This window comes from Sphingobacterium puteale (assembly GCF_050986225.1).
GTDB lineage: Bacteria > Bacteroidota > Bacteroidia > Sphingobacteriales > Sphingobacteriaceae > Sphingobacterium > Sphingobacterium puteale.
In genome coordinates this window covers 6,700,539-6,715,562 of sequence record NZ_CP158959.1, presented here as the reverse complement: position 1 = coordinate 6,715,562, position 15,024 = coordinate 6,700,539, and the positions used below count along the sequence as shown (strand labels likewise).

The window sequence follows — 15,024 nt, the reverse complement described above, 5'->3', positions numbered from 1 at the left end:
TTCACATATATGGAAGCCTCTTCTGTATTTAAAAGGACAGGCGTGTTTATTTTATGGCTTGTGTTAGATTCAGGTAGTCCCTTAAATAGGTGCATTCCTTTGAAGCCATATTGAAAAAAGGCGTGTCCTTATAATGTGTATTTAGCTCTTTAAAGTATTTATTCTGCAGCGAAAAGCGGTAGAACGGATTTTTCAAAGGGGAGTCATAATATTGCCAGCGTGTTTCATCCGTATAAGCGAAATCTTTCTGTTCACATTTTGCAAGCATGAAGGTACATTTAGCCTTAAATCCTTTATCTGAGCTCAGTGAACGGGCTTTGGAATACCATTCCTTTGCTGATTTTGTCTGCAAATAATTCCGTTGCCAGTGTATCGTTGAGGCGGCATGACTGTCTGTGGATGACCAGTCATAAGAAACTAATGACCAGGCATTTCCGTAGGTGCTGGTCTGATAAATTCCTGTAGCCATCTGAAAATAATAGTCTGCTTTCTTCTGATTGTTTTTTTCGCTTTTTATGGCATTTTCCAATCGCGCCATACGTTCAGCATATTTTAACTTGGTTGTATTCTCTTTTCCGTATTTCTTGGGATAATCATTGATGGTGACGATGAATGGGCTGGGTATAATATTATTTTCGTCTTCGCTGTAAGAATTCTTTATTTCTTTTATTTTGTGGTCTTTAGGAAGTGCCTGTAGTGTTTTGGCTGCGTTTTGGAAGTCTAGTTCCCGTAAATATGCGGTACCTAAAAGCTCGGTCAGATAGTCTCTATTGAAATGCTTTATATCTTCAAGTAAAAAACGGGACAATGTGTTTTGCTGTGTGTTGTCGGACAATAAAGTTCTTATTTTTAATAATGTTTTGGGTGTAAGACTATTTTCCCAAAAGTGCATGGTGGACCATTGCATGTTGTCTTCAAGAGAATCCTTTGCGACACCATAATTATAGAAGATATCTGCTTTAACAGCAGCCAAACTCGCCATAGCAGTATCCTGTGTGCTGAGGTAGTGTTTAACGACGAGATTCTGGAGTATGTTTCTGGCGATTAAACTATAGTTGCTGTATTCGAAGGCACTATAGCTCCATTCCTTTTTGTTGCTTGAGTTTTTGCTGTCCCGTTGAGCTTTCTCCTCCAGCCACGCTAATGTTTTGACAAGCTTTGGCTGGTCAATCTGTTTGCTGGTTTGCCAGTCGGCTAACTGCGTAAGTAACGCCGTAATCTGATATTGATCTGCCAGTTTAGGGTTTAGATCACGCTCCTTTACCAGGGAAAGATATTTTTTTGCCAGATCATTTTCTTTATTCATCCAACTTAAATAGGCTGCAGTAATCAAACCGAGCTGTGGTTGGACGTATTTTTTGTCCTGATAAAGGTTTAAAGCAAAATTGCGTAGGGAATCCAAATGTTGTTTAACCGTGTTTTTATCCTCGTTTCGGGAATAATAATTAAAGTTTTCGCCATAGCCGATATAAAAAGACTCATTCATGTCGCCTTCTATTTTATTGACTTCTCTTCCTAGCAAAACAGCATTTACTGTATTGGCTGGATCAAGCTGGTAACACGCGTTTAAATATTTCATGGTGCGGTCTCCTGTACCGAAACCAATAATGGCGTTAATGTTAAATTTGTCAGCATCATTAGTTGCATATTGAAAAATTTCAGTATCGGAAGCTGTGATATAATGAAAATTTGAGTAGGCTAAAACACGTCGTTCGGGACTTGCAGTGAATAATTTGGAGAAAAGGTAGGCGGCTTTGGCTCCATCTCCATTTTTACGGACGGCGCCAGCATAGTTTGAAAGTGCCCAATTCAGAATCGCATCATTCCCTTTAATAGGCTGTAGGTAATTTTCATAAATAGCAATACTTTTTCCATATTCCTGACCGAATAGATATAAGCGTGCAGCCTGATAAGCATAACGCACAAAAAGAAAACTGTTTTTTTTATGCTTATTGATCTGCGCTTCGGCGAGTTCAGCATATTGTACGATCTCTTTAAAATTCCGCGTATCGGGATCCCAGTAATTATGCTGAACATTTGTAATAGGCTCCTGTTTTTTTGTGAAAACAAAGTAAGCTCGCTCAGGCTCATGCTTACCATCAATTAAGGCTTGTAAAAATGTATTTCCTTTGACGGAGTCTGGAAGATTGTTCCAGGATGATCTTTTTTGATTACTGGCCAAATCAGCCGTCGCCGAATCGCTGCGGTACATTAATTGTTCAATATCATTTGCATTCACTCTAGGCCCCAAGTGTTTTGCCCACGCTTCGCTGTTAACGAGACTTTCCTTAACTGGAGCTTCTTCGGTGTAAAGAAATTGATAAGGGATGTATTGAAATGCAGAAAACCCGTTGTCTTCAAGATTTGGAAGATAGTAAGTCGTCTGGTTGTCATAGGGATCCACTTCGGGACCACAAGCAATATTTGTTGCAATTTCCCCAAAGAAGAATGCAATAGTAGTGCTAGAAAGCACGAATAATTTCCTGTAACTCGACATTGTCATGATTTGCTAATGTAGCTTGATCTAAATGATAAAAAATAATCTGGTGTTTTTTCCCTTTTAACTCTCCTCTCAAAAATTTTGCCGTTTGCAAAAGATCATTTTGTGTTACTTTCTCAAACCGCACGACATCTCCTTTTTTGAGGTTTGCTTTAGGGAGGTCAACCTTTAAAATATATAAGTTACTGTTCGGATTAGGGGTAAATAAAGCCGTATTATTAATATCCTGCTCGCTAATATATTTTGAAATGCCGATGTAATTATTGTTTCTAAAGACGACAAACCATTGAAATAAGGGAAGAGCAACATCCATTTCAATTGGATAATTGCGCAGCGTACCACCTAAATAGGTATTTAGGTCCTGTTGATTCAGGATAGAATTCTGGTTTCCGAATTGGCGCAAGTTGCCCATGTTGTAACACATTAATGTTGCTTTTTTTACTGGTGGGATACCACTTGTAACAGTGTTCTTAACCTGATGTAACCTTAGTGTCGAGCTGACGACAATGCCTTTTAAATCAGGTAATTCTTGTAGGTACTTGAGCAGGTAGAAAAATTTGTCCCGTGAGGATTGAGTCCAATCACAGTCCAGTTGCAATTCGTTAAATTCTTCTTTGCCGGCCTGCTTAATTTTTGCAGAGACAAAAGGGACAATTTTATTGGCCAAAGCCCTTATCTGTAAACTGTCCATTTCTGAAAAAATACGTTGATTGATAAACACGACAGGTATTAACGCTTGTTCTTTAGGGACTGGCTGGGAAAAGGTAACGGGGCTAATTGGGATCGCCTGGACACCGGATGGGTCAAAGTCTATATCCATAATTCGTGTATATATGGATTTGGCTTTGATTTCTTTTAATGCGCGATGTTCCATGGTGTCAATTTTAAAGACCGTTTTCCAAAAATAGAAGCCTGTTTCGGGTTTGGAATCTGAACAAGAATAGAACACAAGTAGCCAAAAAGGTATAAGAAATAAAAAAAGTCGTGTTCGGAGCTGCATATTTGCTTTATTTAATAGTGGTTGAAACAAAATGGGAATTGATCTTGTTTGCTATTCAATAAAATAAAGACTAAATTACAAAGAGATTACGACTTTATGAAGCCTATTTTTAAGTGGATCATTGGAATTGTTGTGTTTACCCTTCTGGCTTTGACCGGAAGCATCATGTATTTTAGCAATAAATGGAAACCGCTGCTGGATACCAAAATAAAACAGTTGGTTTTGCAGGCAACTGATAGCCTGTATACAGTTCACTATGACGATATCCATGTTAATCTGGCATTGGGGAATCTGACCATTGATAACCTTCATTTAATTCCTGATAGTATAGTGTATAAGAAATTGGAGCTTCTGAAAAAGGCTCCGGACAATCGTTATGCAATAATCATCAACAAGCTTAAGATTAAAAGTTTTGGCATTCGTAAGGTGCTGATGGATAAAGAGCTTTTTTTACACGATATTACTGTAGATACGCCTACTATACATGTTATCAATGAGGTGCACAGTTATAATGATACGGTAAGCCCGGGTCCTAAGAAACCCCTGTATGAGAAGATAAAAGATAATTTAAAGAAGATTCACGTTGAAGCTGTTAACTTGAATAATATAGATTTTAAATATACACAGGTGCAAAAGGGTGTACATCAGGACTTTGAAATAAAAAAAGTGAAAGTGCGGATTGATGACGTTCTTATTGATTCAACTTCGGAACAAGATAGTCAGCGTTTTTATCATACGAAGATGATCGACATTGAAGTGCCTGGCTTTACTTATCAAACTCCGGATGGATTTTATAAAATCAATTTTGATAAGCTTAAGATCAATAGTAAAAAAAGAAATGTCCTTTTGACTAAAGTGGCTTACCAACCGACGTTAAATAAAGCAGCTTACTACAAGAAGAAAGGAGAAGGGGGGAGTTATGTTGTTTTTAAAATGGATACCCTTAAACTGGAGGAGTTCAATTTTGGACAGCTTTCCAGAGATAAAAAGGTTTATGCACAAAAAGCATTCTTAAAGAATGGGCACCTTTCTATTTATAGCGATAAGCATTATAAAAGTCCTGCCACCCGGCAGATCGGAAATGCGCCACACATGAAATTGATGCAGATGTCAACCCGGTTGGGAATTGATTCGCTGATCTTGGATAATATTGGCATTTCTTATTCCGAGATGAGCGATAAATATAGCCAGATAGGAACCATCACTTTCAATCATACCTACGGTACAATATTGAATGTGACCAACGATTCCACAAAGCTGTTGAAACAGAAACTCATGCGGGCTAATCTGAGCACTAATTTTATGAATTCAGGAAAGCTCGTAACCAATTTTGTTTTTGATATGACCTCTAAAGTTGGAGCTTATACCTACAAAGGGAGTCTTGGACAGATGGATTTAACAGTTGTTAATAAAATGATTCGGCCACTGCTGAATGTTGAGGTTAAGTCTGGTAACCTGAGACAAATCGTATTTGATATCTGGGCTAATGATTACCGGAGTAAAGGAACGTTTAAAATGGATTACAATGATCTAAAGGTTAATATACTCTCTGAAACAGGTGACGACGGACGCAGGGAAAAGAAAGGCTTTCTTTCTTTCATGGTCAATCAGGTTTTATTCAATCCCGGCAACCCCGACCTGTATGGTAAATACACGATAGGGCATATCAACAAACATAGGGATCCCTATCATCCTTTCTTTAAAGCAATGTGGCAAAGTTTGCTGATGGGTATCAAGCAATGTGTTGGTTTAGGACCAGAGCGCGAGGCAAAATTAATGAATACGGCTGATCGTGTTGAGAAGGTCGTGAGCGGAGTGGAGAAAGCGAAGAAATTATTCTCGGGGATATTTAAAAAGCATAAAACTGCCGAAGAATTGCTAAAGGAGGAAAAAGAAGAGGAGGCAAAAGCAGCCGCTAAAATAGAAGAAAAACGAAAACGGGATCGAGAGAAGGCTGAAAAGGAATTGGAGAAAGAAAATCCTGGGGATTAGGGGACAGGGGTGGAGCAAAAGCCTCGGCAGATTCCGTTTCACGTGGAAATAGCCTGCCCATAGGAGGAGAAGATGCAGATAGATTTTTGAATAAAGGCAAATTTATCTTAGTTTGCGGTTTATAATGATAGATTCGATATTAAGTTTTGTTCGATTTGTTTTCAAATATAAAAACGGTCTAGTAGATAAGATCATGTTGTACGCCAGCATGATTTGTGCTGCAATTGTGATTTTCAACGTAGGCTATGTCACAGACCCGATGTTGGGCATATTACTGGGCAAGACAATTCATTACTTATTTTTTGTGCTTTTTTTTATGATTGCGTTGCGGGAGTCATCATCCATTTATGCGCTGAAAAAAATTGCCGTCGAACATTACTCCGGACTGCTCATCCTGATTTATTTTATTTTTATTTTGATAGCCCGTTTTGCCGGAATTGAAGCACTAGCTGTTTTTTCCCGTGAGCAGTGGATTTACTTGGGTATTTATATTATTTTTATCGCTGAGCTATCCAAAAGTACCCTCTTTTTCGATAATTTTTATTTTAACCCCACCATACTGTTTGTCATCAGTTTCCTTGTGCTTATCCTGATCGGGACAGTCCTATTGATGCTACCGCGAACAACAATAGAAGCTCCGCTCAGTTTTGTCGATGCCTTATTTATGGCGACCAGTGCTGTCTGTATAACTGGATTATCCGTAGCAGATATTTCGACCAACTTTAGCATGTTTGGCCAGACCGTTATTATTGTATTGATACAAGTCGGCGGACTCGGAATCATGACCTTTACGGGTTTCTTTGGCTATTTTTTTTCTGGCGGATTTTCATTCAAAAACCAATTGATGTTTGGCGAAATATTGGGGGAAAATAAAGTGGCCTCGGTGATCAAGACCTTGTTGACCATGATATTTATTACACTATTGTTTGAATTTCTAGGCGCGGTATTGATCTTTAGTACCCTTGAAAAGGCTAATTTCCCTAATATGGGGAGTATGATTTTCTTTTCCATCTTCCATTCCATTTCTTCATTTTGTAACGCTGGATTCTCTATTTTATCTGGCGGAATCACCAATGAGGCCTATAAGTTCAACTATCCATTTCAGCTGGCGCTCTCTTCGTTGTTTATTCTTGGTGGATTAGGCTTTGGAATTGTACTGAACTTCTATACCTACGTTAAGGAGTCAATATTGCTTTGGTATCACCGTTTGGTTACGAAGAAAAATTACAAACATAAGGCGTGGAGCTTTAGTTTTAACTCCAAATTAGTATTGCTATGTAATGCGATAATTATTGTTGCAGCAACGCTGTTCTTTTATTTTTTAGAACGCAAGAATACACTTTCTTTGGAAAAAGGTTTTGACGGAGAATGGGCAACATCGTTTTTTATGGCAAATGCTGCGCGTTCGGCGGGCTACAATAGCATTGATCTGAGTTTCGTCGGCGCGCCAACTACTTTTCTGATTATGGTATTGATGTGGGTGGGAGCTTCTCCGGGGTCTACTGGAGGTGGAGTAAAAGTGACGACAGTGGCGCTATCTTTTATGAATATCATTTCTTTGGCAAAAGGAAAAGAATATATTGAAATTTTTAAAAGGAGAATAGCGAGTGAATCCGTGAATAAGGCTTTTGCGATTATCCTATTGTCATTCCTTGTCGTTGGGCTGAGTTTTTTTGTTCTTATTTTTACCGATCCGGACAAAAGCATGAAAGATTTGCTTTTTGAATCCTTATCGGCATATACGACCTGCGGATTAAGTTTGGGAATAACGCCTTCCTTAAGTATGGGGGGAAAATTGATCATAGTCGTGACCATGCTGGTTGGTCGTGTAGGCATGTTGACCTTGTTGGTAGCATTTATTAAAAATACGACCCGTAGAAATATTATATTTCCGGAAGAAAAGATCCTGTTTTAATTTTTTTCTTCTGTATAAATATACAAAAGATCAAAGTGCGTCTATTTGTAAAGCGATTAGACTTGCAAATAAAATAAATTTATCTTAGTTTGAGTTATGAAGTATATTGTTTTAGGGTTAGGGCACTTCGGACGTTCATTGGGTGTCCATCTTACCGAACTCGGTCATGAAGTCATCGGTGCGGATCGAAATCTAACTATTGTAGAGCAGCTCAAAGATAAGATCACGCATACAGTATGCCTAGATACTACAGACCGGGAGGCTGTATCTTCGCTGCCTTTAAAAGACGCTCATGCTGTCATTGTCGCCATTGGAGAAGATGAAGGCGCATCGCTCATGACAGTTGCACTCCTAAAGCAACTAAAAGTAAAACGTATCATTGGCCGTATCGTATCTGATTTACAGAAGACAGTTTTGGAAGCTATGGAGATCAATGAATATATCATGCCAGAGGAAGAAGCCGCAGAGCGATTGGCAATGCGGTTGGACAATATTGATATTGTTGATTCATTTAAGGTATCAGATCGGTATTCCATCGTAGAAACAAAGGTGCCACAGCGTTATGTTGGAATGACATTGCGGGAGGCCAATCTGACCAACCTTTATAAAATTATCGTATTGACAACAGTGAAGATTACAGAGACAATTAAGGACGGAATTACCAAGGAACAAAAGGAAGCATCTGGTATTGCCACCTCTGAAACAGTAATGGCAGAAGGTGACATCTTGGTTGTTTTTGGCGAATTGTCCAATATTAATAAGTTAATTCAAAAAGGAGAATAAAAATTATGTTATTAACAACAACAAGTATTATCGAGGGGCACCAGATCGATCGTTATCTGGGGATTGTTTCTTCAGAGGTTGTTCTTGGAGCGAATGCCATTAAAGATATGATGGCCGGTTTTAGGGATTTTTTTGGTGGTCGTTCTAATTCTTATGAGCGTGCATTTCAGGAAACCCGTGAGGCAGCATTGCGTGAGCTTGAAGACCGCGCTAGGGCGTTAGGAGCCGATGCTGTCGTAGGCGTTCGGCTGGATTTCCAGACTGTAGGAACAGGCGGAATGATGATGGTCGGGGCAACGGGAACTGCCGTTAAGATGAAATAAATCCAGATTGGCCCTAATTTTAATTAGGGCCTTTTTTGCAAAAGGCGTCTCATTTCATTTTCAGGAACTGTCGTTACGGTATTAATTAAGTGAGGAAATCGCGCGATTGGCCTTACACTTTCTGTGATCTTTTCTTTCTAGGATCAAGCGAGGCATATTTAATAGATTGGTCATAATTATAATTGTATATAAAAACAAATTTATCTAAGTTTGGCTTTTAAGACTTGTAAACAACCTAAGAGGATAAATGAAAAATTGGTTTAAGGTAAATTCAGCACATTTAATCGTTATTGCGCTATTCATTGTGCTCGTATTTTTTTATTTCACGCCCGTCTGGCAGGGAAAGACTCTTGCTCAATCGGATGTGGTGCAGGCGCAAGCTGGGCAAAAAGAATTATTTGACTATAAAGCCAAAGATGGGAAAGCTCCTATGTGGACGAATTCCATGTTTGGAGGAATGCCAACCTATCAGATCTGGCAAGCGAACGAAAATAACATCGGCACTTATATGCTGAAAGCCGTCAAATTTGTTTTTCCAAGCCCAATGGACACTGTGTTGTTTTATCTTTTGGGGGCTTATTTTCTTTTTAGCGTATTACGCATCAAACCCTGGCTCGCCGCGGTGGGCGCAGTGGCAATAGCCTTTACATCATACAACTTTATTTATATAGAGGCAGGACATATCACCCGGGCCAATGCTATCGCTTTTATACCGCCCGTCATCGCTGCGGTGATCATGTGTTACCGTGGAAGCAGGCTGTGGGGGCCGGTACTGCTGGCTTTATTTCTCTCTCTAGAGATCCGTGTCAATCACTTACAGACGACTTATTACTTGTTAATGGCCTTGATGGTATACGTTATTTTTATCTTAGTCGATGCGATCAAGCAAAAACAACTAAAGGAGTTCTTTATCGCCTCGGGGAGACAAGTGATTGCGGTTATCATTGCTTTGATGGTCAACGCTTCTATTTTATTGCCTACCTGGGAGTATAGTAAACTGAGTACACGCGGGCATGCCAACATTACAAAGGTCGATAATAACAATACAAAAGAAAAAGGACTTGATAAGGAATACGCTTACGAGTGGAGCCAAGGTGTCGGCGAGACCATGACCTTTATGATTCCTAATGCTTATGGGGGAGCAAGTGGTGGTCAATTGGATGAAAAGTCACATGTAGCCAAGTTCTTTATGGAAAAAGGGGGGGCATCTGCGGTTCAGGCAGGACAGATGGCGCAAGGAATGCCGACCTATTGGGGTGATAAGCGTTTTACTTCAGGGCCATGGTATTTTGGGGCTGGCATTTTCTTCTTGTTCATTCTGGGACTTGTCATTGTTAAGAACCGCCTAAAGTGGTGGATACTGACGACCACTGTATTAGCCTTGCTTTTGTCATTCGGAAAGAACTTTACACTGGTTTCGGATCTATTTTTTGATTATTTCCCGATGTACAACAAGTTTCGGGCCGTGGAATCCATCTTGGTACTCGTTTCAATTACAGTGCCGCTGATGGCTATTATGACAGTAAATGAGTTGCTAACACGGGCCAAAGAAATTCCAAACCTGGACAAGAAAGTGCTGTATACTTTTGTTGGTATCGGTGGAGTTTGTCTGCTGATCGGTTTGCTGCCGGATCTGTTCTTGAATTTTAGAAATGCCGGTCATAATAATTTAATAGAGTCTTTCACACAACAGATTGGTGATAAATCTTTTGCGACAGAGATGGTGAATCAACTGGTTTTGGACCGTAAAGATATCGCAAGTAAGGATGCCTATCGTTCCTTTGTTATTGTATTGCTCACATTTGGGGCTGTTTGGTTTTACCTCAAAAGGAAAGTCAGTGAAGGGGCATTATTGGGGATTTTGCTTGTCTTGTTCCTATTCGATCTGTGGAGCGTAGATAAACGCTTTTTGAATGATAAATCTTTTATGGAGAAGGGAGCGACTGCACAGCAGGTATTCCAGCAACGTGAGGTTGACCAATTGATCTTGATGGATAAAGACCCAAGTTATCGCGTCCTTGACCTGACAACAGATCCATTTTCTGATGCCCGTCCTTCCTATTACCATAAATCATTAGGGGGGTATCATGCCGCTAAATTAATGCGTTTTCAGGAAATCTTGGAGAATCAATTCAACGGAGCGCTCAATGAAGATGTGCTGGATATGTTCAATGTGCGTTACTTGATCACAACAGATCCTCAAAATCAATCGCAGCGTATCGTGAGACGGAGTACAGCGGCTGGCAATGCCTGGTTTGTGGATAAAATAACCTTTGTAAAAGGAAATGCGGAAGAAATGCAGGCGATCAGCTCTTTTGATCCACGTAAAGAAGCTTTTGTGAATCAACAGTATCAGAATGAAATCAAAGCAAAAACGTCCAGCTCGGCTACAACAGGGGAAATTAAACTGACATCGTACCATCCTGATAAAATGCAGTACGAATACACAGCTACCAATGACGCATTTGCGGTATTCTCTGAAGTTTTTTATGATAAAGGATGGAAGGCGTATGTCGATGGAAAAGAAATACCAATTATCCGTGCAGATTATTTGCTGAGAGCTTTACAGCTGCCATCAGGAACACATAAAGTCGAATTTATCTTTGATCCGGAATCACATAAGATGGGGAATCTTTTGACTTTAATATCATCGATTATCCTTGGATTAGGAATAGTGGCAGCAGCATATTTCTCGTTACGGGAGACAGAAAAAGAAACAGCTGCATAGCACAGCTGTTTCTTTTTTAAAGGTTGAAGCTTTAGAATAATTTGAGCTGTGGATCAGTTATTCTAAAGCTTTTTCTATGATGTGGTGTTGACCCGTATTCAAGCACCGCAGTCCGGTGTCTTACTGTCGGATAGCCTTTATTATTAAGCCAATCATAAGCGGGGTAATCCGAAGCAATATTGTCCATGTATTCATCTCGGTAGGTTTTAGCCAAGATGGAAGCCGCTGCAATAGAAAGATATTTGCCATCACCTTTTATGATGCACGAGTGGGGGATTTCTTGGTAAGGAATAAACCTGTTTCCATCCACAATAATATATTCTGCTTTTATCTGTAGCATATCCAATGCTTTATGCATGGCAAGATAACTGGCATTGTGAATATTAATGCGGTCTATTTCTTCCGCTGAGACACTCGCCACAGCATAGGCGAGTGCTTCCCGTTCAATAATCGGGCGCAATGCCATGCGTTTTTTTTCGCTTAGTTTTTTCGAATCGTTTAGAAGCTCATGATGGTAATCGGCAGGGAAAATTACTGCTGCCGCAAAGACCGGTCCTGCCAAGCAACCTCTACCTGCCTCGTCACATCCGGCTTCAACCTGTTGATCTTGATAATATGATAGTAGCATCTTTTATTCTGTAAATGAACGAAAGTACAAATAAAATTAGAGTTTTGCATTGTAACTTCTGTGTGAATAATGCCCTTTTACATTAATTAACACTAATAATCTCTTCTTTTGTAAAGATATTGAATGTGCTGTTGAGCATGGACAGCGGAGGAATGGGTTAAATAAAACAGGATCATTCAGTCAAGAATTTGTCAATTATAGAAATATAAAAATAAGTATTATGAGAGGCTTCATGCTTTTTTTGTTGAGTATGTTAACAGGATGCACCGTATATGGTCAGACGAGAAGTGTACAAGGAATGTTGAAAGACGATAAAAACCGCGTTATTGCGGGAGCAACAGTTAGGTTGACTTCAAAATTGGATTCCATGACTGCAGGTTCAAATATGGCCGGGATTTTCATCTTTGATAAGATCAAGGCAGATACATTTAAGATTACTGTTTCTAATTTAGGCTTTGAACGTTTTGAAAAAGAGTTCGGCTTTCCGAAGGGAGAGGTAAAATACATTATCCCAAGTCTGACTTTACAACAGAATTCTCAAATGCTTGAGGAAGTCGTTGTGGATGGGGTGCCGACGGTAGTTGTGAAAAGTGATACCCTAGAGTACACGATGAAGGACCTGAAATTACGTGATGGATCCGTTGCGGAAGATGCTTTAAAAAAACTACAGGGCGTGGAGGTGGATAAAGATGGTAATGTCACTGCTCAGGGAGAATCGGTGAAACGAGTGCGGATCAATGGTAAGGACTTTTTTGGTGGAGATGTAAAAACCGCCACTCAAAACCTTCCTGCCAATATTATCCAAAAAATGCAGATTATCGATGACTACGGGGACATGGCCAATATTACAGGAAATAAGAATGGCGATTCCGAAAAAGTACTGAACATTCAGATTGATCCTAAATACAACCAAGGTCATATGACGACACTCCGTGCAGGCTACGGTACCGAAGACCGTTATCAGGCAACAGGAATGTGGATGGGAATGCGCGAAGGCGAGCAGGTTTCTGTTCTCGGAAATTTAAACAACACCAATGCGCCCCTGTTTGATTTTAATACCACAGGTGGCGGTGCCCGGCGCGGCCAGGGTGGTGGTGGACGTCGCGGCGGCGGTATGTTTGGTGGCTCAGACGGTCTGACCAAAATAGGCTCCATCGGACTTAATTTTCGTAAGGATTTTTCGGATAAATTGACAGCCTATGGTAGCTATAGTTATAGCCATAGCAATAATACAACACTCTCGCAACGATATATTGTGAATGCAACGCCCGGTCGGTCGCAGGCGGATAGCGTAGATGCAAATTCAAATACCATTGGCGGAAATCATCGTTTTGAGGCAAACGTAGAGTGGAAGCCCACCGCGAAGGATTACATTAAGCTAGTGCCACAGTTTGGCTATGATGACGGGAATAATAATGCGATAACCAATTCTATTACTTATTTAAGTAATGTTTTGGATAATAAGCAAGTACTAACAACTGGAACAAATTCCACCGCGCCAAGGTTTGGGATCAGTGGTTTATATAACCGTAAACTGAATGACAAGGGACGTAACTTGTTTTTCAATTTCAATTACAATAATGCCAAAACAGATAAAGACGTAAATCAGATACTCGACAGGTATATTTACGACCCGTCCAATATCAACAAACCCATGAGTAACATTTACCAGCGTACGGTTCAGGATGCGCTCAATAAGAGCTGGAATGCCGGAGCTTCGGTAAATTATACTGAACCTCTATCCAAAAACGGAAAATTAGAGATAACCTATGATTTTAACAAAAATAAATACGACAATAATATCACTCAAATAGGTTATGATAAGGATAGCAGTATTATTGAAAACGCATTTGAAAATGCGAAGCTAAACCTTGACTATAATTATGACTATGCTTTTACAACGCATAAAATCGGAGCGAACTATCTCTTCAGCAATGATAAAGTGACGTACTCTGTGGGTGTGGCTGGTCAACCCTCCCAATTGACAGGATCAGCGATTAATTCGGGTGAGATTATTCCGATTTCCCGCAAGAATATGAACTGGATGCCGATCGCTCGTTTTGAATATAAATTTTCACGTCAATCCAATTTAAGCGTAAACTACTCTGGATCTCCGACAGAACCAGGTGTATCGCAAATATTGCCATATAATCTGAGCACAAGCTCGACAAATATTGTTTATGGAAATGCGAGTCTGAGTCCAGAATTTAACCACGATTTGAAACTACGATTTCGCAAAAATGACTTTCAGAAAGGAAACAATTTCTTTGTGTTCCTAAATGGTTCACTGGCAGACAATAAAATTGTTAGCTTAAACAAATCGTACTACGGCCCTATTCAACAAGATCCCACAACAGGAAAAATTGATTCGGCATTGATCTCAGAGACACGCTATTTAAACGAGACTGGAGATCGTCCGTATGCGATCAATTCATTTTATCATTATGGTAAATCCTGGAAAGAAAAAACCTTTAACGTGATGTTGATGGGGGGGATTTCAGTAAATAAAACCGTTGGCTATTCTTCAATTGATGAAAATGACAATATCGGACAGAAAAACGTCGCTCGTAATTTCGTCCTGACTCAGGGACTAATGTTCCGTTATAACCCCTCTGAGAATCTGGAAATCAATCCCGGGGTTCGTTACCAGTTTACACATACAGAAAATAGTCTGTTACAGCGAAATAGTGATATTCAGACTTGGACACCAACCTTAGTTGGTTCATACAATATTCTGAAGAATACTATTTTTGGCGCCGATCTCTCTAAATCTTTCAATCAGGGATATGGTCAGGGCTTGTCTTCCAATCCGTTCATTATCAATACCTATGTTGAACAAAGATTCTTAAAAGAGCAACGTGGGACATTACGTCTGCAAGCATTTGATTTATTAAATCAACAAACAAATCTGTCTCGTACGGTAGATGGCTTCTTAACTACTGATAGCCGTACCAACCGTCTCGGACGCTACTTTATGCTGTTATTTACGTATAAGTTCCAGAAATTTGCGATGGGTAATCCTGAAGGGGAAAATAGATTCCCAGGAGGAATGCGTCCACCACGTATGTAAATAATAACGATCTTATAACGAATAAAAGACGGTCATAGTGATTTCACTATGACCGTTTTGCATTTAAAAATACCTAGCTTTGCAG

Annotated in this window: 9 protein-coding genes; 6 read left to right on the top strand and 3 right to left on the bottom strand. The window is 39.8% G+C overall.

The annotated features are described in order from the left end of the window. Positions 1 to 46: 46 nt before the first annotated feature. On the bottom strand, positions 47 to 2,503 hold the full coding sequence (locus ABTV71_RS27805) for a hypothetical protein (RefSeq protein ID WP_433901777.1): 2,457 nt from the start codon (positions 2,501 to 2,503) through the stop codon (positions 47 to 49). After that, positions 2,463 to 3,374 (bottom strand): hypothetical protein, encoded by a 912-nt coding sequence (locus ABTV71_RS27800; protein WP_433901776.1) that lies wholly within the window; start codon positions 3,372 to 3,374, stop codon positions 2,463 to 2,465. The genes ABTV71_RS27805 and ABTV71_RS27800 overlap by 41 nt, the downstream gene beginning before the upstream one ends. A 222-nt stretch (positions 3,375 to 3,596) precedes the next feature. Between ABTV71_RS27800 and ABTV71_RS27795 the strand changes: the two genes are divergently transcribed. From ABTV71_RS27795 to ABTV71_RS27775, 5 genes are all read left to right on the top strand, one after another. Then, positions 3,597 to 5,492, top strand: coding sequence for a hypothetical protein (locus ABTV71_RS27795; protein WP_433901775.1), 1,896 nt, complete (start codon positions 3,597 to 3,599; stop codon positions 5,490 to 5,492). Between the two features lie 124 nt (positions 5,493 to 5,616). Beyond that, positions 5,617 to 7,407, top strand: a complete 1,791-nt coding sequence (locus ABTV71_RS27790; RefSeq protein ID WP_433901774.1) for a TrkH family potassium uptake protein — start codon at positions 5,617 to 5,619, stop codon at positions 7,405 to 7,407. A gap of 96 nt (positions 7,408 to 7,503) precedes the next feature. After that, a complete protein-coding gene (locus tag ABTV71_RS27785; RefSeq protein ID WP_121121160.1) occupies positions 7,504 to 8,190 on the top strand; it encodes a potassium channel family protein in 687 nt (228 codons plus the stop codon). Positions 8,191 to 8,195: 5 nt separating this feature from the next. Continuing rightward, positions 8,196 to 8,513 (top strand): YbjQ family protein, encoded by a 318-nt coding sequence (locus ABTV71_RS27780; RefSeq protein WP_104383460.1) that lies wholly within the window; start codon positions 8,196 to 8,198, stop codon positions 8,511 to 8,513. Positions 8,514 to 8,760: 247 nt separating this feature from the next. Next, positions 8,761 to 11,241, top strand: a complete 2,481-nt coding sequence (locus tag ABTV71_RS27775) for a YfhO family protein (protein WP_433901773.1) — start codon at positions 8,761 to 8,763, stop codon at positions 11,239 to 11,241. A gap of 31 nt (positions 11,242 to 11,272) precedes the next feature. Here the strand turns inward: ABTV71_RS27775 and ABTV71_RS27770 are convergent, their stop codons facing one another. Then, entirely contained in the window at positions 11,273 to 11,869 is a 597-nt protein-coding gene (locus ABTV71_RS27770) for a ribonuclease HII (RefSeq protein ID WP_121121156.1), read from the bottom strand. A gap of 220 nt (positions 11,870 to 12,089) precedes the next feature. Here ABTV71_RS27770 and ABTV71_RS27765 point away from each other — a divergent pair, with 220 nt between their 5' ends. Next, the gene (locus tag ABTV71_RS27765) at positions 12,090 to 14,939 is read left to right on the top strand and encodes an outer membrane beta-barrel protein (protein ID WP_433901772.1); all 2,850 of its coding nucleotides are present in this window, start codon (positions 12,090 to 12,092) and stop codon (positions 14,937 to 14,939) included. Positions 14,940 to 15,024 lie beyond the last annotated feature (85 nt).

Coding starts and splice junctions, on each gene's coding strand:
- ABTV71_RS27805 (WP_433901777.1), bottom strand. CDS start 2,503: ATGACAATGTCGAGTTACAGGAAATTATTCGTGCTTTCTAGCACTACT.
- ABTV71_RS27800 (WP_433901776.1), bottom strand. CDS start 3,374: ATGGAACATCGCGCATTAAAAGAAATCAAAGCCAAATCCATATATACA.
- ABTV71_RS27795 (WP_433901775.1), top strand. CDS start 3,597: ATGAAGCCTATTTTTAAGTGGATCATTGGAATTGTTGTGTTTACCCTT.
- ABTV71_RS27790 (WP_433901774.1), top strand. CDS start 5,617: ATGATAGATTCGATATTAAGTTTTGTTCGATTTGTTTTCAAATATAAA.
- ABTV71_RS27785 (WP_121121160.1), top strand. CDS start 7,504: ATGAAGTATATTGTTTTAGGGTTAGGGCACTTCGGACGTTCATTGGGT.
- ABTV71_RS27780 (WP_104383460.1), top strand. CDS start 8,196: ATGTTATTAACAACAACAAGTATTATCGAGGGGCACCAGATCGATCGT.
- ABTV71_RS27775 (WP_433901773.1), top strand. CDS start 8,761: ATGAAAAATTGGTTTAAGGTAAATTCAGCACATTTAATCGTTATTGCG.
- ABTV71_RS27770 (WP_121121156.1), bottom strand. CDS start 11,869: ATGCTACTATCATATTATCAAGATCAACAGGTTGAAGCCGGATGTGAC.
- ABTV71_RS27765 (WP_433901772.1), top strand. CDS start 12,090: ATGAGAGGCTTCATGCTTTTTTTGTTGAGTATGTTAACAGGATGCACC.